The sequence below is a fragment of the Pseudomonas sp. PDM09 genome (assembly GCF_014852305.1).
Classification (GTDB): Bacteria; Pseudomonadota; Gammaproteobacteria; order Pseudomonadales; family Pseudomonadaceae; genus Aquipseudomonas.
Genome location: NZ_JACVBI010000006.1, coordinates 186762 through 207576 on the forward strand (window position 1 = coordinate 186762; position 20815 = coordinate 207576).

General features: G+C 57.9%; 21 protein-coding genes, 1 pseudogene and 1 riboswitch. Of the genes and pseudogenes, 7 read left to right on the plus strand and 15 right to left on the minus strand.

Annotated features, from left to right (window positions below; all coding sequences use genetic code 11):
- The first annotated feature begins 405 nt into the window (after positions 1–405).
- Positions 406–768, plus strand: a complete 363-nt coding sequence (locus IB250_RS16295; RefSeq protein WP_192344870.1) for a DUF6124 family protein — start codon at positions 406–408, stop codon at positions 766–768.
- Between the two features lie 164 nt (positions 769–932).
- On the opposite strand, the gene IB250_RS16300 is transcribed toward IB250_RS16295, so the two are convergent.
- The 10 genes and pseudogenes from IB250_RS16300 to tkt all read right to left on the minus strand — a co-directional run bounded on the left by IB250_RS16300 (position 933) and on the right by tkt (position 9289).
- Complete coding sequence (locus IB250_RS16300; protein WP_192344871.1) at positions 933–1358, minus strand: hypothetical protein; 426 nt, start codon at positions 1356–1358, stop codon at positions 933–935.
- Positions 1359–1624: 266 nt separating this feature from the next.
- A pseudogene (locus IB250_RS16305) lies at positions 1625–1794 on the minus strand (fructose-bisphosphate aldolase); the annotation flags it as partial.
- Between the two features lie 12 nt (positions 1795–1806).
- Positions 1807–2142: a hypothetical protein gene (locus IB250_RS16310; RefSeq protein WP_192344872.1), complete on the minus strand. Its 336-nt coding sequence runs from the start codon at positions 2140–2142 to the stop codon at positions 1807–1809.
- Between the two features lie 87 nt (positions 2143–2229).
- Positions 2230–2565: a hypothetical protein gene (locus IB250_RS16315; protein WP_192344873.1), complete on the minus strand. Its 336-nt coding sequence runs from the start codon at positions 2563–2565 to the stop codon at positions 2230–2232.
- Between the two features lie 337 nt (positions 2566–2902).
- Positions 2903–3967, minus strand: coding sequence for a class II fructose-bisphosphate aldolase (fba, locus tag IB250_RS16320; RefSeq protein ID WP_007894938.1), 1065 nt, complete (start codon positions 3965–3967; stop codon positions 2903–2905).
- A gap of 276 nt (positions 3968–4243) precedes the next feature.
- Positions 4244–4576, minus strand: a complete 333-nt coding sequence (locus IB250_RS16325) for an MliC family protein (RefSeq protein ID WP_192344874.1) — start codon at positions 4574–4576, stop codon at positions 4244–4246.
- Between the two features lie 56 nt (positions 4577–4632).
- Positions 4633–4854: a hypothetical protein gene (locus IB250_RS16330; protein ID WP_192344875.1), complete on the minus strand. Its 222-nt coding sequence runs from the start codon at positions 4852–4854 to the stop codon at positions 4633–4635.
- Between the two features lie 34 nt (positions 4855–4888).
- Positions 4889–6052 carry a phosphoglycerate kinase gene (locus IB250_RS16335; RefSeq protein ID WP_007894933.1) on the minus strand — a complete coding sequence of 388 codons (1164 nt, stop codon included), beginning with the start codon at positions 6050–6052 and terminating at the stop codon, positions 4889–4891.
- A 25-nt stretch (positions 6053–6077) separates the two neighbouring features.
- Complete coding sequence (gene epd / locus IB250_RS16340; protein ID WP_007894931.1) at positions 6078–7139, minus strand: erythrose-4-phosphate dehydrogenase; 1062 nt, start codon at positions 7137–7139, stop codon at positions 6078–6080.
- A 152-nt stretch (positions 7140–7291) separates the two neighbouring features.
- Positions 7292–9289, minus strand: a complete 1998-nt coding sequence (gene tkt, locus IB250_RS16345; RefSeq protein ID WP_008074843.1) for a transketolase — start codon at positions 9287–9289, stop codon at positions 7292–7294.
- Positions 9290–9562: 273 nt separating this feature from the next.
- Between tkt and IB250_RS16350 the strand changes: the two genes are divergently transcribed.
- The 4 genes from IB250_RS16350 to IB250_RS16365 all read left to right on the plus strand — a co-directional run bounded on the left by IB250_RS16350 (position 9563) and on the right by IB250_RS16365 (position 14227).
- The gene (locus IB250_RS16350; RefSeq protein WP_192344876.1) at positions 9563–10558 is read left to right on the plus strand and encodes an ArsR/SmtB family transcription factor; all 996 of its coding nucleotides are present in this window, start codon (positions 9563–9565) and stop codon (positions 10556–10558) included.
- An 18-nt stretch (positions 10559–10576) separates the two neighbouring features.
- On the plus strand, positions 10577–11767 hold the full coding sequence (gene metK, locus IB250_RS16355; protein ID WP_123500165.1) for a methionine adenosyltransferase: 1191 nt from the start codon (positions 10577–10579) through the stop codon (positions 11765–11767).
- Between the two features lie 294 nt (positions 11768–12061).
- Positions 12062–13741 carry an NAD-dependent DNA ligase LigB gene (ligB, locus tag IB250_RS16360; RefSeq protein ID WP_192344877.1) on the plus strand — a complete coding sequence of 560 codons (1680 nt, stop codon included), beginning with the start codon at positions 12062–12064 and terminating at the stop codon, positions 13739–13741.
- Between the two features lie 90 nt (positions 13742–13831).
- Positions 13832–14227, plus strand: a complete 396-nt coding sequence (locus tag IB250_RS16365; RefSeq protein ID WP_007894925.1) for a DUF1090 domain-containing protein — start codon at positions 13832–13834, stop codon at positions 14225–14227.
- A 16-nt stretch (positions 14228–14243) separates the two neighbouring features.
- On the opposite strand, the gene IB250_RS16370 is transcribed toward IB250_RS16365, so the two are convergent.
- Positions 14244–14693, minus strand: coding sequence for a c-type cytochrome (locus IB250_RS16370; protein WP_008074839.1), 450 nt, complete (start codon positions 14691–14693; stop codon positions 14244–14246).
- A gap of 128 nt (positions 14694–14821) precedes the next feature.
- On the opposite strand from IB250_RS16370, the gene IB250_RS16375 reads away from it, so the two are divergent.
- Positions 14822–15994 (plus strand): murein transglycosylase A, encoded by a 1173-nt coding sequence (locus tag IB250_RS16375; RefSeq protein WP_192344878.1) that lies wholly within the window; start codon positions 14822–14824, stop codon positions 15992–15994.
- Between the two features lie 114 nt (positions 15995–16108).
- On the opposite strand, the gene IB250_RS16380 is transcribed toward IB250_RS16375, so the two are convergent.
- Both IB250_RS16380 and IB250_RS16385 read right to left on the minus strand, forming a co-directional pair.
- Positions 16109–16495 carry an MAPEG family protein gene (locus IB250_RS16380; RefSeq protein ID WP_192344879.1) on the minus strand — a complete coding sequence of 129 codons (387 nt, stop codon included), beginning with the start codon at positions 16493–16495 and terminating at the stop codon, positions 16109–16111.
- A 51-nt stretch (positions 16496–16546) separates the two neighbouring features.
- A complete protein-coding gene (locus IB250_RS16385; RefSeq protein ID WP_192344880.1) occupies positions 16547–17380 on the minus strand; it encodes an EamA family transporter in 834 nt (277 codons plus the stop codon).
- A 309-nt stretch (positions 17381–17689) separates the two neighbouring features.
- On the opposite strand from IB250_RS16385, the gene IB250_RS16390 reads away from it, so the two are divergent.
- Positions 17690–18859: an MFS transporter gene (locus IB250_RS16390; RefSeq protein ID WP_192344881.1), complete on the plus strand. Its 1170-nt coding sequence runs from the start codon at positions 17690–17692 to the stop codon at positions 18857–18859.
- 143 nt (positions 18860–19002) lie between these two features.
- Here IB250_RS16390 and IB250_RS16395 read toward each other — a convergent pair whose 3' ends face one another.
- Both IB250_RS16395 and IB250_RS16400 read right to left on the minus strand, forming a co-directional pair.
- A complete protein-coding gene (locus tag IB250_RS16395) occupies positions 19003–19890 on the minus strand; it encodes a formate/nitrite transporter family protein (RefSeq protein ID WP_192344882.1) in 888 nt (295 codons plus the stop codon).
- A gap of 205 nt (positions 19891–20095) precedes the next feature.
- The gene (locus IB250_RS16400) at positions 20096–20500 is read right to left on the minus strand and encodes an acyl-CoA thioesterase (protein ID WP_192344883.1); all 405 of its coding nucleotides are present in this window, start codon (positions 20498–20500) and stop codon (positions 20096–20098) included.
- A 198-nt stretch (positions 20501–20698) separates the two neighbouring features.
- A riboswitch (S-adenosyl-L-homocysteine riboswitch) is annotated at positions 20699–20797 on the plus strand.
- Positions 20798–20815 lie beyond the last annotated feature (18 nt).

The window sequence follows — 20815 nt, forward strand, 5'->3', positions numbered from 1 at the left end:
CACAGGTTCTTTATGTCCAACTCCATCACTTCACTGACCGGCATCTGGCCCCACTTAAACGCCCACGTTTAAAGACACTCAGCGTTACTTCATGAAGCCTACAACGGCTTGCGTCACCGCCTACAGGTACGCCAGAATCCGCCGGCTTGTGCGCCTTGAAGCCCACCGGTAACTTGATTCGCGTCACTGATTTCCAGTGATCGGGTTTAGTAGCCCGTGGTTTCGAGCTTGGTGCACAAGCATCTGTCAGTCAGGGATTCCGATTCCTGCGCTTGATGGTAACTGTGCGCAGGGCACCTTCGGGTGCGCCGGCCTGCTCGAAACCCCGGTCTACTAACCTGCGTACAGTTGCCTCCACTTTGATTAGTAGCCAAAGAGGGGGCACTCCAATCAGGTTTCGAGCAAATGACAAAATCAACGCCGCATCCGCCGGTCACCGACCCGGCATCCCCCTACGAATCCCCCGATTCAAAAAAATTCCACGAAGCCGCCGAGCGCGCCCTCGACCAATACCTCAACCCGGCCGCCAACATCATGGCCACCACCAACGAACCCGAGCCCATGTACTTGGCCAACCCGAAGTACAACACCGAATCCCTGCTGGCCAACGCCAGCGAAACACTCGGCTCGGCCACCACCATGCTCAACAATTTCGCGGCGCTGCTGGAGACCTCCCATCGCAAGACCCTGCTGGGCATCGCCCAAGTGGTCATGCTCGGCGAACTGGCGGTGAACCAGGCGCTGGACCACGTCGAATTGAAGGAGTAATCGCGGCTCGGGTGATGCGAACAACTTGCCCCCAATAAAAACCCGCCTCTCGGCGGGTTTTTATCAATTCAGCTTAACGCTCAGGCTTAATTAACCTTAGCGTTCAACTCACTGAATAAGGGACGATTAAATCAATCAGTCCCCTTTTGGTTTCTACTCTGCCTTTACTTTGCCGCCTTCTTGATTGCGGAAAAGTCGAGCCGATATTCTCCTTTCATGGCTGACTTATCCGTATCACCCTCCGAACGCTTTTTTACATGAAAACCACCTCGATAGTCAGCGACATCATTATTTTCGATATCCACATATCCCGACTGAGCGTACCAACGCTCGGCATCCGCAGGATCAGACATAAATAAAAATTCCCCCTTGTCCGTCAATTCGTGCTTTTTGATACCAAAGCCCTGCGGAATCTGGAATTTTATAAGATTATCTTTATCGTATGCATTTACATTGAATATATCGCCGTCCATTACCCCATAAATTCGATCTGCCTTGAAGACTCCTGATTCATTGCCGGACTCATTGTAAAAAATAGCCGTGAATTCACCGTCCACCTTCATACCGCTCTTATCTTCCTTAACTTTCATTATCCACCTCAACATATAAACGGAGAGAAAGGAAACCGATCTATTTAATTGGCTCCTCTGTGATTGCACGACCAGCATAGGTAATATCTCTCACCCAATCACCTGTAATAAATGACAGTGCTTAATACATCTTTGAAATAATCGACATAACTAAAGAACCAAGACTTTACTTTCATCTACACGGGATTAACGCAAAGTCCGCCCACAGCCCACAAAAAAACCCGCCTCGCGGCGGGTTTCTTGAATCAGCGAACTAATGCTCAGCCTCAGTTAACCTTGGTGTTCAACTCACCTTTCAGATAATTCTGGAACATCGCTTGCAGAGAGAGATCGGCTTGATCTTCGAAGCATTACCAGCAGCACCGAACGCTTCATAAGAAGCGTTACATACATCACGCATCGCGGTTGCGCCGAAAAATCTACGTCGGTCGAATTCTACGCAAACCAATTATCCTTCAACAATTTCGTCTTTAGATTTATTGAACACAATAGGATAGCTTTCAGCGTCAACAACACCCCTAATCGTCCCGTACAATCTATTAAAGCTCCTATCATCCGACTGCAAATTGCATACGTCGAATACCATATCAAGATAGATCGTACTTGCTTGGCCATTCCAATGCAGCCAACCAGAATATAAACTGTGCCCCATAAATTGCCCCTTCCCCCAACGCCCGATAATTTTCCCACCATCATGATCAACTGATCTTATTCCAAGCGTATAGTAAGTACCATTGACAGGCTCACTGAAATAAGTAGCCTGAAGACTAGGAACTTCTTTCATAGCTCACACCTCAATTCAATTTAGTTAACATCTGGAATCGCCCAACTATATTCCGACCCAATTAACGGGCTATTTTTTATACCCAGCCTAAGACTGATTGAAAACCACATGAGCTTTAGAGCCATCCTGCTTATTGTAGAGTTCGCCAGACAGCCTCTTGTATTCCTGATTTATGGATAACAAAATACAACTTTCATTTTCGTCAAACGTTAATCTAACACACGACTCATCGCTGGCATCAAGCCGGTGATAACCTGAAGCACCTAAAGGAGAAGTGGGGGCCTGATTTTTTCCCCACTTACCTTCAATGTGACCGGTATCATAATCAGCAAAGCTAATCAAAACGCTGTAGTAATTGCCTTTCGGAGTATTTTCCGAAAGATAGGCACGCTGTAAAGCTGGATTTTGTTTTCCTTTGGACATAATCACAACCTCGATGTAAACCGAACAAAATGCTCGGACAACAACAATGTTATAGGCGCAAGCAATTAAGTCACCTGCAACAAATGACAGTTTTTTATAACTTATCTGAATAAATATTATAGCGAAGCTCTATATTTTGACCGAAGCGGAAATCCGCAAGTGGTTTCCCGAAACCGGTTTATTTTCGCCGAACCAATAAGCATCAATAAGGGGACACCCATTAGCCGGTCTCAAGTCAAGGATTTCAATTCCTGCACTTGATGGTTGAAAGAATAATCACCCACAAAAAAACCCGCCTCTCGGCGGGTTTCTTGAATCAGCGGTTTAACGCTAAGGCTTAGTTAACCTTAGCGTTCAACTCACCCTTCAAATACCGCTGATACATCGCTTCCAACGAGATCGGTTTGATCTTCGAGGCATTACCCGCCGTACCAAACTGCTCATAACGTGCGATACAAACATCACGCATCGCCGTCACGGTCGCGCCGAAGAACTTACGCGGATCGAACTCGCTTGGGTTGGTAGCCATCAGGCGACGCATCGCGCCGGTGGAGGCCAGGCGCAGGTCGGTGTCGATGTTGACCTTGCGCACGCCGTGCTTGATGCCTTCGACGATTTCTTCAACCGGTACGCCGTAGGTTTCTTTGATGTCGCCGCCGTACTGGTTGATGATCGCCAGCCACTCTTGCGGAACCGAAGACGAACCGTGCATTACCAGGTGGGTGTTCGGGATGCGTTTGTGGATTTCTTTGATGCGGTCGATGGCCAGCACGTCGCCGGTCGGTGGCTTGGTGAACTTGTAGGCGCCGTGGCTGGTGCCGATGGCGATGGCCAGGGCGTCGACCTGGGTGCGTTTGACGAAGTCAGCGGCTTCTTCCGGGTCGGTCAGCATTTGGCTGTGATCCAGAACGCCTTCGGCGCCGATGCCGTCTTCTTCACCGGCCATGCCGGTTTCCAGCGAACCCAGGCAGCCCAGCTCGCCTTCTACCGAAACGCCGCAGGCGTGAGCCATGGCTACGGTTTGTTGGGTGACACGGACGTTGTAGTCGTAGTCGGTCGGGGTCTTGCCATCTTCGCCCAGGGAGCCGTCCATCATCACCGAGCTGAAGCCCAACTGGATGGAGCGCTGGCAGACGTCAGGGCTGGTGCCGTGGTCCTGGTGCATGCACACCGGGATGTGCGGGAATTCTTCGATGGCTGCCAGGATCAGGTGACGCAGGAACGGAGCGCCTGCGTATTTGCGAGCACCGGCCGAAGCCTGGACGATCACCGGGGAGTCAGTCTTGTCAGCGGCTTCCATGATGGCGCGCATCTGCTCAAGGTTGTTGACGTTGAAGGCTGGAACGCCGTAGCCGAACTCGGCTGCGTGGTCCAGCATCTGGCGCATGCTGATAAGTGCCATTGTGTGTGTCTCTCCCGGTTGAGGGTCGTTAATCGTGCCAGCCTGCCGTAGCGGCGGCGGCTATTCAAGTTATTGCAGATCGGGGGTTGGCCCGGGCTGCGAATTCGGTGGTGCAAAATCTCAAGAACTACAGAAAACCACTGTGGGAGCGGCGGTGCGGCGATCCGACTTGCTCGCGAATGCGGTTATACATTCAACATCCATGCAAGCTGATCCACCGCCTTCGCGAGCAAGCCCGCTCCCACATTTGGATCGCTGTGAATCAAATCAATCGTGTTACTCGGCTTTACAACCGCGGCCAATCAAATCATTGGTGGCGACCCAGTACACCAGGCCTTCCTCACCTTTTACGTGAAACGCCAGCATGTCGTTGCTGTACAGCGAACCTTCGGCGCCCGGTTCAAGCTTCAAGCGGTAGACCTGATCGGCACCGCCCAGACGAACGTCGACTTCCTTGCGGTTGATGTCAGTGTAGCGCCAGAGCACTTTGGCCTGGCTGTCGCAGGTCCAGGTGGTCCAGCTGTCCGCTGGCTCGGCAGCGTTGAACAGGTTCAAATTGGCGCAACCTGCCAGCAATGCCAGTGCCGCAACGGCGATAAAGCCTTTCATCCATGTTCCTCGGCTGACGGCACACGCCGCCCGCCTTGAGTAAAGAGTCTGACCCCTCAAGGGCAACCATGTTCCTTGGCCGGGACCTGTGTCTCGTATTTGTCCAGGCCGTCGGGCCCGGAGCGCTTGTTGATCACCGGGTTGGTTTCCGCTTGCCAGTCGGCCTGGTAGCAGCCTTTTTCCTGTGTTTGCGGCGCGGGTTCCGGCGTGGCTTTCGGGTTACTCCCGCAAGCCGCCAGCATACCCGCGGCAATCAACAGCATTAAGGTCCTGACCATGTGAACACTCCTTTGCCTGGTCAAATGCGCGGCCTCAGGCCTTGGCCCGGCTTTCCAGAACTTCAACGGCCGGCAGCACTTTGCCTTCAACGAATTCGAGGAACGCGCCGCCGCCGGTAGAAATGTAGGAGATCTGCTCGGCAACGCCATATTTATCGATGGCCGCCAGGGTGTCGCCGCCACCAGCGATGGAGAACGCCGAGCTTTCTGCGATGGCCTGGGCCAGCACTTTGGTGCCGTTACCGAACTGGTCGAATTCGAACACGCCCACCGGGCCGTTCCACAGGATGGTCTTGGACGACTTCAACAGCTCGGCGAAATTCGCCGCGGTCTGTGGGCCGATGTCCAGGATCATGTCGTCTGCGGCCACGTCGGCAATCAGCTTGACGGTCGCGGTAGCGCTTTCAGCGAATTCCTTGGCAACCACCACGTCGACCGGCAGCGGAACGCTGACCTTGGCAGCGATTTCACGGGCGGTGTCCAGCAGGTCCGGCTCGTACAGGGATTTGCCGACCGGGTGACCGGCAGCGGCCAGGAACGTGTTGGCAATGCCGCCGCCGACGATCAACTGATTGCATATCTGGCTCAGGCTGTTGAGCACGTCGAGTTTGGTCGACACTTTGGAACCGGCAACGATAGCGGCCATTGGCTGCGCCGGGGCGCCCAGGGCCTTGCCCAGTGCGTCCAGTTCGGCGGCCAGCAGCGGGCCAGCAGCGGCGACTTTGGCGAACTTGGCCACGCCGTGGGTCGAACCCTCGGCGCGGTGAGCGGTGCCGAAGGCGTCCATCACAAACACGTCGCACAGGGCCGCGTATTGCTTGGCCAGTTCGTCAGCGTTCTTTTTCTCGCCCTTGTTGAAGCGCACGTTTTCGAACAAAACGATGTCGCCGGCTTTCACGTCGACGCCGCCCAGGTAATCGGACACCAGCGGCACTTCGCGGCCCAGGGCTTTGCTCAGGTAGTCAGCGACTGGCTTGAGGCTGTTTTCGGCCGAGAACTCGCCTTCGGTCGGACGGCCAAGGTGCGAGCAGACCATCACGGCCGCGCCTTTTTCCAGGGCCAGCTTGATGGTCGGCAGCGAAGCCAGGATTCGCGCATCGCTGGTGACAACACCGTCCTTGACTGGGACGTTGAGGTCTTCGCGGATCAGTACGCGCTTACCTTGCAGATCGAGGTCGGTCATCTTCAACACGGTCATGGGTCGCATTTCCTGGATAGCTGTTTTAGAGAGCAGGTTTTGGTTGTGGTGCAGCTGTTTGCAAATAGTGTTCTGCAACGTCCAGCATTCGATTGGCAAAACCCCATTCGTTGTCGAACCAGGCCAGGATGTTCACCAGCCGAGGGCCGGAAACGCGGGTCTGACTGGCATCGACGATGGCCGAATGTGGGTCATGATTAAAATCACAACTGGCGTGAGGCAACTCGGTGTAGGCCAGAAGGCCCTTGAGCGGGCCATGGGTGGCGGCCTCGCGCAGAATCCGGTTGACCTCGGTGGCGTCGGTATCGCTTACGGTCTGCATCGTAATGTCGAGGCAGGACACGTTAACCGTCGGCACCCGCACGGCTTTGGCCTGAATTCGCCCGGCAAGTTCCGGCAGCAGGCGTTCAATGCCTCGCGCCAGACCAGTGGACACCGGAATCACCGACTGGAACGCCGAACGGGTGCGGCGCAGGTCTTCGTGGTGATAGGCGTCGATGACCGGTTGATCATTCATTGCCGAGTGGATGGTAGTGATCGACACGTATTCCAGACCAATGGCCTGATCCAGCAGGCGCAACAGCGGCACGCCGCAGTTGGTGGTGCAGGACGCGTTTGATACCAGCAGCTCATCGCCGGTCAGGCAATCCTGGTTCACACCGTAGACGATGGTGGCGTCGACATCTGCCTCGCTGGCCATCGGCTGGGAGAACAGCACCCGTGGCGCGCCAGCGTCGAGGAAGCGCTGGCCATCGGCACGCGTGTGATAGGCGCCGGAGCACTCCAGCACCAGATCGACGCCCAGTGACGCCCAATCGATGCCTTCGGGGGTGGCACTGCGCAGGACCTTCACGCAGTCGCCTTTAATATGCAGACAATCGCCCTCGACCCTCACCTCACCGGGAAACCGCCCGTGTGTGGAGTCGAAGCGTGTCAGGTATTCAATGCTGGCCATGTCGGCCAGATCGTTGATCGCGACAATTTCGAACCCTGCCGTCGAGCCTCGCTCAAACAACGCACGCAAGACGCAACGACCAATCCGGCCGTAGCCGTTGAGTGCAACTTTGTAAGGACGCGGTTGAGGCATGGGGTTCTCGATTACCGTGGTGAATCCGTCAGTGTTGCGTTGAATGTTCTATTGCCATCGCGGGCAAGCCCGCTCCCACATGGACGGTGTAAATCCCTGTGGGAGCGGGCTTGCCCGCGATAGCGTCAGAACAGGCAATACATCACCTGGACTTAGTCTTCCAGCAGCTCTTCAGCCTGACCCAGGATGTTTTCCAGGGTGAAGCCGAACTCTTCGAACAACGCAGGCGCAGGCGCCGACTCGCCGTAGGTGGTCATGCCGATCACACGCCCTTCCAGGCCCACGTACTTGTACCAGTAGTCCGCATGGGCGGCCTCGATGGCGATACGCGCGCTGACCTGCAATGGCAGAACCGCTTGCTTGTAGCCGGCGTCCTGGGCTTCGAAGACGCTGGTGCACGGCATCGAAACAACACGCACCTTGCGGCCTTGCTCGGTCAGTTTGTCGAAGGCTTGAACGGCCAGGCCGACTTCCGAACCGGTGGCGATCAGGATCAGCTCAGGCTCGCCTGCGCAGTCTTTCAGCACGTAGCCGCCGCGATTGATGCACTCGATCTGCACGGCATCACGGGTTTGGTGCTGCAGGTTCTGACGGGAGAAGATCAGTGCCGACGGACCGTCGTCACGCTCCAGCGCGCATTTCCAGGCCACTGCCGATTCAACGGCATCGGCTGGACGCCAGGTATCGAGGTTCGGCGTGCAGCGCAGGCTGGCCAGTTGCTCGATCGGCTGGTGAGTCGGGCCGTCTTCGCCCAGACCGATGGAGTCGTGGGTGAACACATAGATGATGCGCTTCTTCATCAGCGCCGACATGCGCACCGCGTTGCGGGCGTATTCCATGAACATCAGGAAGGTCGCGCCGTAAGGCACCAGGCCGCCGTGCAGGGCCACGCCGTTCATGATCGCACTCATGCCGAACTCGCGAACACCGTAGTACATGTAGTTGCCGCTGGCGTCTTCGGCGGTGACGCCTTTGCAACCTTTCCACAGGGTCAGGTTGGAACCGGCCAGGTCAGCCGAACCGCCCAGCAGTTCCGGCAACAGCGGGCCGAACGCGTTCAGGGCATTCTGGCTGGCTTTACGGCTGGCGATGGTTTCGCCCTTGGCCGCGACTTCAGCGATGTAAGCAGCCGCTTTTTCCGCGAAGTCTTCCGGCAGGTCACCGCTCAGACGACGAATCAGTTCGTTGGCCAGCTCCGGGAAGGCCGCGGAGTAAGCAGCGAAACGCTGATCCCACTCGGCTTCGGCCGCGCGACCGGATTCCTTGGCGTCCCACTCGGCATAAATATTGGCCGGGATTTCGAACGGGCCGTGGTTCCACTTCAGTGCTTCACGGGTCAGAGCGATCTCCGCGTCACCCAACGGGGCACCGTGGCAGTCTTCCTTGCCCTGCTTGTTTGGCGAACCGAAACCGATGGTGGTCTTGCAGCAGATCAGCGTCGGCTGCTCGCTTTTGCGGGCCGTGTCGATGGCGATCTTGATTTCTTCCGGGTCATGACCGTCGACGTTACGGATCACCTGCCAGTTGTAGGCCTCGAAACGCTTCGGCGTGTCGTCGGTGAACCAGCCTTCGACTTCCCCGTCGATGGAGATGCCGTTGTCATCGTAGAAGGCAATCAGTTTACCCAAGCCCAAGGTACCGGCCAGGGAGCTGACTTCGTGGGAAATGCCTTCCATCATGCAGCCATCACCCAGGAACACGTAGGTGTGGTGATCGACGACGTTATGGCCGGGACGGTTGAACTGCGCCGCCAGGACTTTTTCCGCCAACGCGAAACCCACGGCATTGGCCAGGCCTTGACCCAGTGGACCGGTGGTGGTTTCAACGCCTGGGGTGTAGCCGTATTCCGGGTGACCCGGAGTGCGGCTGTGCAGCTGGCGGAAGTTTTTCAGGTCATCGATCGACAGGTCATAGCCGGTGAGGTGCAGCAGCGAGTAGATCAACATCGAACCGTGACCGTTGGACAGCACGAAGCGGTCACGGTCGGCGAACGATGGATTGCTCGGGTTGTGCTTCAGGTAGTCACGCCAAAGTACTTCGGCGATATCCGCCATACCCATAGGGGCACCGGGATGGCCGCTGTTGGCTTTTTGCACGGCATCCATGCTGAGGGCACGAATGGCGTTGGCACGCTCACGACGGCTGGGCATCGCTGTTCTCCTGCGGATATTGAATCGAGAGTTAATAAAACGAAACGGAAAAAAGGCGAGCATTTTCCCTCACCGACCGCCTTCGGGGCAATGACAGATAGTCATCCGAAGGCGTTTTTCCAATGGATAACAGCGTATTCGACTGATGAAACCTTTCCGCTGTTCGTTTGCTGACTAAACCTAACGCTGAAAAGTGCCATCTATCGAGCAATATCAAAACTTTTTGATATTGCTCTTGCGATGATTTCCGACCGTAACTAGACTGCTGGCCTTATGAATTTACGCGTGCCTTCCATTCGACATGACGATTGCGATGAACTGGCGGCCCTGTGCAAGGCCGGCGGCGATCCTCTGCGGCTGAATGTATTGCGCGCGCTGGCCAACGATTCGTTCGGCGTACTGGAACTGGCGCAGATCTTCGGCATTGGCCAGTCTGGCATGAGTCATCACCTCAAGGTTTTGGCCCAGGCCGACCTGGTGGCGACCCGTCGTGAAGGCAATGCGATTTTCTACCGCCGCGCCCTGCCCCACACCGATCTGCCGGGCGGCAAGCTGCATGCAGCACTGCTGGAAGAAGTGGACAACCTGACCCTGCCGACTGACGTTCAGTCGCGGATCGGTCAGGTCCACGGGCAGCGAGCGGCGGCCAGCCAGGACTTTTTCTCACGGGTCGCAGAGAAGTTTCGCGCCCAGCAAGACTTGATTGCCGGCCTGGCGCAATACCGCGAAAGCGTGGTGGCACTGCTCGACAAGCTGAGTTTCGGCCCTGGCGCCACGGCGATCGAAGTAGGCCCCGGCGATGGCGGTTTTCTGCCGGAGCTGGCGCATCGTTTCGTTCAAGTCACGGCGCTGGACAACAGCCCTGCGATGCTCGATCTGGCCCGTCAGGTTTGCGAACGTGAAATGCTGGCTAACGTCAGCCTGCAATTGGCCGATGCATTGAACGGCGTAAGCCTCAAGGCTGATTGCGTTGTACTGAACATGGTACTGCACCATTTCGCTGCGCCGGCCGAAGCACTCAAGCGCATGGCCGACTTGCTGCAACCGGGCGGTAGCCTGCTCGTGACAGAGTTATGTAGCCACAACCAGAGTTGGGCCAGGGAGGCCTGCGGTGATCTGTGGTTGGGGTTTGAACAGGACGATCTGGCCCGTTGGGCCACCGCTGCGGGACTCATTCCCGGGGAAAGCCTCTATGTAGGCTTACGTAATGGTTTCCAGATTCAGGTCCGCCATTTTCAGCGACCGACTGGCGACACTCACCATCGGTAAATTCAGGAAAAAATCGAGATGAGCGAATACTCCCTCTTCACCTCCGAGTCCGTGTCTGAAGGGCATCCGGACAAAATCGCCGACCAGATTTCCGATGCGGTGCTGGACGCCATCATTGCTGAAGACAAATTCGCCCGTGTAGCGGTCGAGACACTGGTAAAAACCGGCGTTGCAATCATCGCAGGTGAAGTCACCACGTCGGCCTGGGTCGATCTGGAAGACATCGTCCGTAACGTGATTCTCGACATCGGCTACAACAGCTCCAATGTCGGCTTCGACGGTGCAACTTGCGGCGTGATGAACATCATCGGCAAGCAGTCCCCCGACATCAACCAGGGCGTTGACCGTGCCAAGCCTGAAGACCAGGGCGCCGGCGACCAGGGCCTGATGTTCGGCTACGCCAGCAACGAAACCGACGTGCTGATGCCAGCACCGATCACCTTCTCGCACCAACTGGTTCAACGCCAGGCTGAAGCCCGTAAATCCGGCCTGCTGCCTTGGCTGCGCCCGGACGCCAAGTCGCAAGTCACTTGCCGTTACGAAGGCGGCAAGGTTGTCGGTATCGACGCCGTTGTGTTGTCGACCCAGCACAACCCTGACGTATCGTACAAAGACCTGCGCGAAGGCGTGATGGAACTGATCGTCAAGCACGTACTGCCTGCCGAGCTGCTGTCCAAAGACACCCAGTTCCACATCAACCCGACCGGCCAATTCATCATCGGTGGCCCGGTGGGCGACTGCGGCCTGACCGGTCGCAAGATCATCGTCGACAGCTACGGCGGCATGGCCCGTCACGGCGGCGGCGCGTTCTCCGGCAAGGATCCATCGAAAGTAGACCGTTCGGCGGCCTACGCTGGTCGTTACGTGGCCAAGAACATCGTCGCGGCCGGCCTGGCCGAGCGTTGCGAGATTCAGGTTTCCTACGCGATCGGTGTTGCCCAGCCTACGTCGATTTCGTTGAACACCTTCGGCACCGGTAAAATCAGCGACGACAAGATCGTCAAACTGGTTCGCGAAGTGTTCGACCTGCGTCCATACGCGATCACCACCATGCTTGACCTGCTGCACCCGATGTACCAGGAAACCGCTGCGTACGGCCACTTCGGTCGCACTCCGGCTACCAAGACTGTGGGCGACGATACGTTCACCACTTTCACTTGGGAAAAAACCGACCGCGCCGACGACCTGCGTGTCGCTGCCGGCCTGTAAGACTTTTCCTGCGGTACCCAAAGCCCCGCACGGTTCGCCGTGCGGGGCTTTTTATTGCCTTGCTGCTTGAGACCGTGTCGCCGCCTTCGCGAGCAAGCCCGCTCCCACATTTGAACTCGGTCGTTCACCGCATCTGTGTACACAGGAGATCCCATGTGGGAGCGGGCTTGCTCGCGAAGAGGCCAGCCCAGTCACCTCTGTCTCATGCCAGAAACACTCAGCAAAAAAACCACCCTTCGCGCCTATCAGTACTGATCTAGCCTTCAAGCATCCCAACGAGCAAGGACGCTCTCGATGCTGCCCAACCTGCGCCTGTTTTTCGCTTTCCTGCTGACCTTCGCCAGCCAGACCGCCAATGCCGCCGAATGCCCCGATTGGCCACCGGTTCGCGCACAGGAAGAAATCACCACCCTGCAACTGCAAATCGATCGCTGGGACGACAGCTACCACCGTGAAGGCCAATCGCTGATCGCCGATGAACTCTATGATCAGTCCCGTGCACGACTGACCGAATGGCGCGAGTGTTTTGATTCAGCCCCCTCCGACGAACCATTGCGTACGGCCGGCGGCACGGTTGCTCACCCCATCGCCCACACCGGATTGGAAAAACTGCGCGATGGGCGCGCCGTCGAAGCCTGGCTGAAAGATCGGGGCGAGGTGTGGATTCAGCCCAAGGTTGACGGTGTGGCGGTGACGTTGATTTATCGCAATGGCTGGTTGCACCGGGCGATCAGTCGGGGGGACGGGGTAAACGGCCAGGACTGGACAGCCTCGGCACGCCAGATCGCCGCCATCCCTCAAAAACTTTCGCAGTCGCTGGACTTGCTGCTCCAAGGCGAACTCTATTGGCGCCTGACCGAACACGTACAAGCCGAGGCCGGCAGCCTCAATGCCCGCGCCACGGTGGCCGGGTTGATGGCACGCAAGGCGCTGAGCTCCGAGCAGGCCGCCGGTATCGGTTTGTTTGTCTGGGATTGGCCGCAAGGCCCGAAAAGCCTGCCCGACCGGGTGGCAGCTCTGGACAACCTGGGGTTCCCGAGTACGGCACCCTACAGTCAGCCGATCGAGGCATTTGCCGATGCCGAACGCTGGCGCGATCACTGGTATCGCTCGCCCCTGCCCTTTGCCAGCGATGGGGTCGTGCTGCGCCAGGACCAGCGCCCACCGGCCGAGCGCTGGCAGGCGAAAACGCCTTACTGGAGCGTCGCCTGGAAATACCCCTTTGCCCAGGCGCTGGCCGAGGTGCGCAAGGTCCACTTCAAAATTGGACGAACCGGCCGGATCACACCGGTGCTGGATCTGATACCGGTAATGCTCGACGACCGGCAGATCAGGCGCGTCAGTGTCAGCTCCCTGCAACGCTGGGAAGCGCTGGACATCCGACCCGGCGATCAGGTCGCCATCAGCCTGGCGGGGCTGACCATCCCCAGGCTCGATGGGGTCGTATTGCGCAGCACCGAACGCCCGGCATTGAACGTACCGCTGGCGGCAGAGTTTCATTCTTTAAGCTGCTGGCAGCCCACACCCGGATGCGAAAGCCAATTCCTCGCACGTCTGAGCTGGCTCAGTGGCAAACAGGGGCTGGCCTTGCCTCATGTCGGGCCGGGCACTTGGAAGAAACTGCTCAAGGCCGAACGCCTCGACAGCCTGGTCGATTGGTTGACCCTTGATGAGCAAGAGCTTGCTAAGATTGACGGCTTCGGTGAGCGCAGCAGTGCTCGTCTTTTGGACAGTTTCAACAGCGCCCGGCAACGCCCATTCGCTCGCTGGCTTAAAGCCCTGGGTTTGCCGCCGACTGGCCAGGCACGCCTCGCCGACTCATGGCAGGCGCTGGCACAACGAAACACCGAACAATGGCAGGCCGAAGCCGGCATCGGTCCGGGGCGCGCAGCGCAATTGAGCGCATTTTTCCGCGACCCGCAGGTCCTGGCCTTGAGTGAGACATTACGTGTTGCCGGGATTGACGGTTTCTAGACACCAGCCCGCTCTGAGAACCGGGAACCCAAAGGTGCCGATGCGCTCAAACAGCCCATCGCTATATCGAATTTTTCACCTGGAGCTTTTATGAAACTTCTTTCACCGCTTGCCGTGTTGACCCTGTGCAGCGTGATGGCCGCTCCATTGATGGCCGACGAAGATGCCCCGGGCCTGACCGGCTGCGCCGCCAAAAAACAAGGCATCATCAACCAGATCGAACTGGCCAAGTCCCGCGGCAACGCCGATCAACAGGCTGGCCTGGAAACCGCCCTGAACGAAGTCACTGCCCATTGCACCGACGCTTCCTTGAAGAAGGAACGGGAAAACAAGGTGCTCGACGCCAAGCACGAAGTCAGCACGCGTCAGGCGGACCTCGAGAAGGCGATGAAAAAAGGCGACGCCGAGAAGATCAACAAGCGCAAAGACAAACTGGCTCAATCACGCAAGGAGTTGCAGGAAGCACTGGATGAGCTGGATAAATAAATGATCTTTTCTGCAATCAATGATCCCGAAACTCTTTATGGCAGGCACTGCAGGCATCTTCGACTTTCTGCACCGCCGGCCCCAGGTTGCTGACCTTGTAGGGCTGAACCTTGCTGGCAATCACCAGTTCACCGGTGGCGCCTTCAAGGGTGCGGGCCAGCTCCTGGAAACGTGCCTGCTTCTGCCAGACATCGTCCTTGGCGCTGGTGTGATCCTCTTCGCGCACCTGCGGGAAATGTTTCCACGGTTCATGGGACAAGGCATCAAGTTTCACGGCGCCGTCGACGAATTTCGGGCCATCGAACGGAATACGCCCACGCAACATACCGCCCAGGTCTTCGCCGGTCTTGAGCATCTGCTTGAAGATCGCCTTGCGCTGACCCAGCGGCGAGTTCGGGTCGACCCCCCCGCAGGCGGACAAGGTCAGGCAGGCCAGCAATACAACGGAAAGTCTTTTAAGAATCATGGTGGCTTCAGGTCACTGGAAACGGCGGCCAGTATCCTCGTGTCACCGGCAAAGACCAATAGCCCTATTATCAATACGGGTTGTTTGAGCGCATGGAGCACTCAGGCAGCCGGCAAAGGAATTACTCCATGAACAGCCGTTTCAAGGCATGGCGTCACAATCTGGCCTGGACCCTTCCGATGGTGGCCGTACTGGCAGGTTGCACCGGCGGCGACAGCAGCAAACCGAAAACCCACGCACTGGCGACCTACTCCAGCGCCACCTGGGAAGCGCTTCCGGCAGTGTCCGACAACGACCTCGTCGCTGGCTTCGGCTCGTGGCGCAGCGCTTGTACCCGGCTCAAGGCCGACCCGGTCTGGGGCGGCACCTGTGCGGCTTCCGCCAATGTGCAGCCAACCGCCAATGACATCCGCGGTTTCCTCAAACAGAACCTGGACGTCTATGGCCTGCGTGCCGCCAATGACAACCCCAACGGCCTGATTACCGGTTACTACGAACCGGTGTATCCCGGCAGCCTGACCCAGACCGAGGAAGCCAACATCCCGGTGTACGGTGTGCCCGAGGACATGATCATCGTCTCGCTGGACAGTATCTATCCGGAACTCAAAGGCAAACGCCTGCGGGGAAGGCTCGAAGGTCGCGTACTCAAGCCATACGACGATGCGGCAACCATTGAAACCAAAGGCGTGAAGGCGCCGGTGATTGCCTGGCTGACCGACCCGATGAACCTGCAGTTTTTGCAAATCCAGGGTTCGGGTCGCATCCAGCTTGATGACGGTCGTCAGTTGCGTGTCGGTTACGCCGATCAGAACGGCCACCCGTATCGACCCATCGGCCGCTGGCTGGTGGACCAGGGTGAGCTGAAGAAAGAAGACGTGACCATGGGTGCTATCAGCACTTGGGCCAAGGCTAATCCGACGCGCATTCCCGAACTGCTCGGCAGTAACCCCAGCTACGTGTTCTTTACCCGCAACCCCGACAGCAACGAAGGACCGCGCGGCTCGCTGAATGTCCCGCTGACCGCAGGTTATAGCGCGGCGGTGGACCGTAAGGTGATTCCACTCGGTAGCCTGTTGTGGTTATCGACCACACGCCCGGATGGCAGCGCACTGGTACGTCCGGTGGCCGCGCAAGATACTGGCGGCGCGATTACCGGCGAGGTTCGCGCGGACCTGTTCTGGGGCACGGGGGATGCGGCCGGGCAATTGGCCGGTGACATGAAACAGCAGGGACAGATCTGGATGCTTTGGCCCAAGGGGGCGGCGTTGCCGCAAGTGCCGCAGGTGGCTGACACACTTTAAAAGCAAAGATCGCAGGCTTCGCCAGCTCCTACAGGGATCGATGTTCATCCGCGATATTGCGGTGCACGCGGCCAATGTAGGAGCTGCGAAGGCTGCGATCTTTTGGTCTTGCCTTTAAACCGACACCACAAAGAAACTGACAATCAACCCCACTCCAATGGCCCACACCAACGACCGCAGAATCGCCCAGTCCGCCAGATAGCAAATGATGTAGAGCAGCCGACTGGTGATGAACAGCACCGACAGCACATTGATCGTCACCAGTTCGGCATTGCCGGCCAGGTGCGCGACGATCACCGCTGCCGCAAACGCCGGTGTCACTTCGAAGCTGTTCAACTGCGCCGAATGCGCACGCCTGGCCACGCCTTGGAGCGAATCCAGAAACGCCCGCGGATCGTGATTCTCTTTCAGCCCGAACTTGCCGCCGCTGAACTTGGCGACGCCTGTGCATAAATATGGCAAGCAGATCGCAATCAAAATGCACCACAGAGCAACCGTCATAACGCAGTCCCTTCTTTCAAGTTATAGAGAGTCGAGTTCCATCAAGGGTGACTAAAACTTCATCACCAACATGCCGATCAGCACCAGCCCACAGGCTAAGAGCCGGGGCTTGCCGAAAGGTTCTTCCAGATAGCGCATCCCAAACAGCACCACCAGAATCACACTGATTTCGCGCAGCGCCGCGGCTTCAGCAATCGAGCCGAGCTGCATCGCCCACAGCACCAGAGCGTAGCTGAACAGTACGCAAAACCCGACCGCCAAGCCCAACCGCCACTGCTCGCGCCAGAACAGCCTGAACGCCGGGCGCTTGCGCACCAGCGCCAGCAACGGGAACGGCCAGGCACTGAGCAATGTGACCCAAACCAGGTAATCCAATGGATCGGACCAGCGCCGCAAGGCCTGGCCATCGATGAAGGTGTAACAACCGATGCACAACCCGATCAGTGCCACCACCGGCAGCATCGACCACGGCAGACGCACCCCGCCACCGCCCTGCCAGAGCAGGCACAACATGCCGAACGGGATCAGCAAAATGCCGAAGATCTGCTGAGCCGTCAGCACTTCCCCGGCGAAGATCAGCGTCAGTGCCAGCACCACCAGCGGCGACAGGCCACGCATCAAGGGATAGACAAGACCGAGATCGCCGACCCGATAGGCCTGGATCAACAGGTAGCGATAGAGCAACTCAAATGCCGCTGACGCGAGAATCCACGACCACATCTCCAGTGGCGGCAGCGCCACGAAGGGCAGCATCAGGGCGACAAACAGCAGCGCCACGCTGTCCATGCAGGCCACCACCAACAGCCGCTCTGCACTGAATTTGATCAGGGTATTCCACGCCGCGTGCAACAGCGCCGCTACCAACACCAGAACCGTCGCCAGCACGACACACTCCTTATTTTGTCCCGCCCTCTGTAGGAGCTGTCGAGTGAAACGAGGCTGCGATCTTTTGCTCCTGGAAAATCAAGATCAAAAGATCGCAGCCTCGTTTCACTCGACAGCTCCTACGGAGTTCAGCTGGATAATTGATTCGCCATATGTCCGCAGCTGTTTATACTGCAAGCGACCACGCCGCACTCAGTTGCGCACACACTAATTCCAATAATTCCTGCCTCTGCCCGCTCTCACCGAGAACGGTCGTCGGCCTGCGTATGCCTGATCAAAGCGTCAAGACTACCGACAGAGACCTTGCGCATGCCACTCGCCTTGCTTGCACTGGCTGTTGCCGCCTTCGGCATCGGCACCACTGAATTCGTCATCATGGGCTTGCTGCCCGATGTCGCCCGCGACCTCGCCGTGAGCATTCCTCACGCGGGGCTGCTCATCACCGGTTACGCCCTGGGCGTGGTGTTCGGTGCGCCGATCCTCGCGGTCGGGACCGCCAACATGCCGCGCAAAGCCACATTGCTGGGCATGACGCTGATGTTCATTCTCGGCAATATCCTCTGCGCCCTGGCGCCGAACTACGCCACTTTGATGGCCGCGCGGGTGATCACCGCGCTGTGCCATGGTGCGTTCTTCGGCATCGGCTCGGTGGTCGCTGCCGGTCTGGTGGCACCGAACAAACGAGCCCAGGCGATTGCCATGATGTTCACCGGCCTGACGCTGGCCAACGTGCTGGGCGTTCCATTGGGCACCGCGCTGGGGCAATACGCTGGCTGGCGCTCGACATTTTGGGCTGTGTCGGTGATTGGTGTGATTGCGGCCATCGCACAGTGGGTCTGGCTGCCCAAGGAAATCCCCATGGACAAGGCCAACCTGGCCAGCGAGTTCAAAGTGCTGGGCAAGGTCAACGTGCTGCTGGCGCTGGGCATGAGCGTGTTGGCGTCCACCAGTCTGTTCAGCGTGTTCACCTATATCGCGCCGATCCTGCAAGACATCACCGGTGTCAGTCCGCATGGCGTGACGATCATGTTGCTGTTGTTCGGGGTCGGTCTGACGGCGGGCAGCATGCTCGGCGGCCGGTTGGCGGACAGTCGCTTGCTGCCTTCTCTGGTGGGTATGGCACTGGCGGTGGTCGTCGTGCTGGCCGCTTTCAGTCAGACCAGTCACTCAATGATCCCGGCGGCGATCACACTGGTATTGTGGGGTATCTTCGCGTTTGCGCTGTGCCCGATCCTGCAATTGCTGATCATCGATCAGGCTCATGAAGCGCCAAACCTCGGGTCGACGTTGAATCAAAGCGCATTCAATCTCGGCAACGCAGCCGGTGCGTGGATTGGCGGGCTGGTTGTGGCCAGTGGCGCGGACCTGGCGGACTTGCCGTGGACCGGCGCACTGGTCAGCGGGTTGACGGTGCTGACGGCGTTGTTTTTCATCTACCTGCAGCGTCGCAGTGCTGTCGCGGTCAATGTGTCTGGCTAAGCGCAATCCATGTGGGAGCGGGCTCGCTCGCGAAGGCGGCGGCACAGTCAAGATTGATGTCGCCTGACACACCGCCTTCGCGAGCAAGCCCGCTCCCACAGGTTTCGCGCCTTGAACTGACTGGCATCAGGTACGTTTACCCTTCATTTTTTGATCTTCTGCGGTTCGGGCTCCTGGTTCCGCTGCGCAGAGGTCTTCGGCGGCCCGCTTTCACTGCGAATCTGCGCGTGACTGATCAGTGCGAAGATAAAACTGCCGCCGATGATGTTCCCCACCAGCGTGGGTCCTGCAAACACCAGCCAGAAATCCTTCCATGGCAACTCGCCGGCAAACACCAGATACGAGACCTCGACCGATCCGACCACGATGTGGGTGAAATCTCCCAGCGCCATGAAATAGGTGATGAGGATGATGATCCACATCTTGGCGCTTTCCATGGACGGGATCATCCAGACCATGGTGGCGATCATCCAGCCGGAGATGATGCCTTTGGCGAACATTTTGCTCGCGTCGTTCTCCATGACCTTGCGCCCGATGTCGAGGAAAGCCAGATCGGTCTTGGTGTCGAAAATCGGCAGGTGCAGCATCACATACGCCACCAGCAAGGTGCCGCAGAGGTTACCCACCAGCACGACCGACCACAGCCGAAGCAACCGACCGAAATTACCCAGCGTAGGCTTGCTCATGATCGGCAATACCGCAGTCAGGGTGTTCTCGGTGAAGAGTTGCTGGCGGGCGAGAATCACTGCGAGAAAACCTGCGCAGTAACCGAAACTGGCGATCACCTTGAAGCCTTCGCCGTCCGGCAGACGCGAGTTGAGCAGCCCCATGCCCATCAGCGACAAGCCCATGGTCAAGCCCGCAGCCAGGGCCGACCACCACAGCGCCGCAACGCTACGCTCGAGCTCCTGATCGCCTTGGGTGCGAATGATTTCGTGCAGCACCGCCGCGCGCGGTGGCTGGTTCTTGTCGACCTCGCGCTGTTCTTGCGCCGAGAGGTCCGGGGTCTTGCCGTCTTGGGGCGTGTCCATAAAACTCCTGAACCAGTGGCAGGTCGTTTAACTACGACACGCGGGGTTCGAAGCTGTTCAGTGATCCGTTAAATCATCTCTGACCGATAGACCGCTTTCGCGAGCAAGCCCGCTCCCACACTGGATCTCTGTCGTACACAAAGTATCTGCTCACTGAGGATCGAATGTGGGAGCGGGCTTGCTCGCGAAGACCGCACCGCCGATTTCACCCGCCGATCACATCATCCTTGAACTGGTCTTTGACGTACCTGATCTCGGTCCGGCCGTGCGGCGCGGGCAGGCCGTCTTCGCCCAGGTTCACGAAAACCATCTTCTCTACCGTCAGGATGCTCTTGCGGGTGATCTTGTTGCGCACTTCGCAAGTCAGCGTGATCGAGGTGCGACCGAACTCGGTGGCGGTGATGCCCAGTTCGATGATGTCGCCCTGGCGCGAGGCACTGACGAAGTTGATTTCGGAAATGTACTTGGTGACCACACGCTGATTGCCCAACTGGACGATGGCGTAGATCGCCGCTTCTTCGTCGATCCAGCGCAACAGGCTGCCGCCGAACAGCGTGCCGTTGGGGTTGAGGTCTTCGGGTTTTACCCATTTGCGGGTGTGGAAATTCATACTCACTCCTGACCGTCTTGCCGATTGATGCCGGCCATCATGGCAGAGCCCGGACTAGAGCTCTATCAAGCATCGACTATGGTCTCGATTACCGTTCGGGCATTGACCAACAGAAACGCTTTGGAAGATCAGCATAGCCCGCTATAATCGCCCCCGTTTCAAAACGGTAATGTTCACTTGCTACCGTTTTCCCGCCACCTGTCCGAGGGGCGCTGCAGCAGGTTCGACCTGTCAGGCTCGGATGGGGCGTTGACTGGCCACGGCCAGACACTAAACGCACAACGGCGCCCATTCGCATACATTACGAATGGAGGC

What these genes read in the sequence shown, in the direction of transcription:
- IB250_RS16295 (WP_192344870.1), top strand. Translation starts at nt 406, where the DNA reads ATGACAAAATCAACGCCGCATCCGCCGGTCACCGACCCGGCATCCCCC.
- IB250_RS16300 (WP_192344871.1), bottom strand. Translation starts at nt 1,358, where the DNA reads ATGAAAGTTAAGGAAGATAAGAGCGGTATGAAGGTGGACGGTGAATTC.
- IB250_RS16310 (WP_192344872.1), bottom strand. Translation starts at nt 2,142, where the DNA reads ATGAAAGAAGTTCCTAGTCTTCAGGCTACTTATTTCAGTGAGCCTGTC.
- IB250_RS16315 (WP_192344873.1), bottom strand. Translation starts at nt 2,565, where the DNA reads ATGTCCAAAGGAAAACAAAATCCAGCTTTACAGCGTGCCTATCTTTCG.
- fba (WP_007894938.1), bottom strand. Translation starts at nt 3,967, where the DNA reads ATGGCACTTATCAGCATGCGCCAGATGCTGGACCACGCAGCCGAGTTC.
- IB250_RS16325 (WP_192344874.1), bottom strand. Translation starts at nt 4,576, where the DNA reads ATGAAAGGCTTTATCGCCGTTGCGGCACTGGCATTGCTGGCAGGTTGC.
- IB250_RS16330 (WP_192344875.1), bottom strand. Translation starts at nt 4,854, where the DNA reads ATGGTCAGGACCTTAATGCTGTTGATTGCCGCGGGTATGCTGGCGGCT.
- IB250_RS16335 (WP_007894933.1), bottom strand. Translation starts at nt 6,052, where the DNA reads ATGACCGTGTTGAAGATGACCGACCTCGATCTGCAAGGTAAGCGCGTA.
- epd (WP_007894931.1), bottom strand. Translation starts at nt 7,139, where the DNA reads ATGCCTCAACCGCGTCCTTACAAAGTTGCACTCAACGGCTACGGCCGG.
- tkt (WP_008074843.1), bottom strand. Translation starts at nt 9,289, where the DNA reads ATGCCCAGCCGTCGTGAGCGTGCCAACGCCATTCGTGCCCTCAGCATG.
- IB250_RS16350 (WP_192344876.1), top strand. Translation starts at nt 9,563, where the DNA reads ATGAATTTACGCGTGCCTTCCATTCGACATGACGATTGCGATGAACTG.
- metK (WP_123500165.1), top strand. Translation starts at nt 10,577, where the DNA reads ATGAGCGAATACTCCCTCTTCACCTCCGAGTCCGTGTCTGAAGGGCAT.
- ligB (WP_192344877.1), top strand. Translation starts at nt 12,062, where the DNA reads ATGCTGCCCAACCTGCGCCTGTTTTTCGCTTTCCTGCTGACCTTCGCC.
- IB250_RS16365 (WP_007894925.1), top strand. Translation starts at nt 13,832, where the DNA reads ATGAAACTTCTTTCACCGCTTGCCGTGTTGACCCTGTGCAGCGTGATG.
- IB250_RS16370 (WP_008074839.1), bottom strand. Translation starts at nt 14,693, where the DNA reads ATGATTCTTAAAAGACTTTCCGTTGTATTGCTGGCCTGCCTGACCTTG.
- IB250_RS16375 (WP_192344878.1), top strand. Translation starts at nt 14,822, where the DNA reads ATGAACAGCCGTTTCAAGGCATGGCGTCACAATCTGGCCTGGACCCTT.
- IB250_RS16380 (WP_192344879.1), bottom strand. Translation starts at nt 16,495, where the DNA reads ATGACGGTTGCTCTGTGGTGCATTTTGATTGCGATCTGCTTGCCATAT.
- IB250_RS16390 (WP_192344881.1), top strand. Translation starts at nt 17,690, where the DNA reads ATGCCACTCGCCTTGCTTGCACTGGCTGTTGCCGCCTTCGGCATCGGC.
- IB250_RS16395 (WP_192344882.1), bottom strand. Translation starts at nt 19,890, where the DNA reads ATGGACACGCCCCAAGACGGCAAGACCCCGGACCTCTCGGCGCAAGAA.
- IB250_RS16400 (WP_192344883.1), bottom strand. Translation starts at nt 20,500, where the DNA reads ATGAATTTCCACACCCGCAAATGGGTAAAACCCGAAGACCTCAACCCC.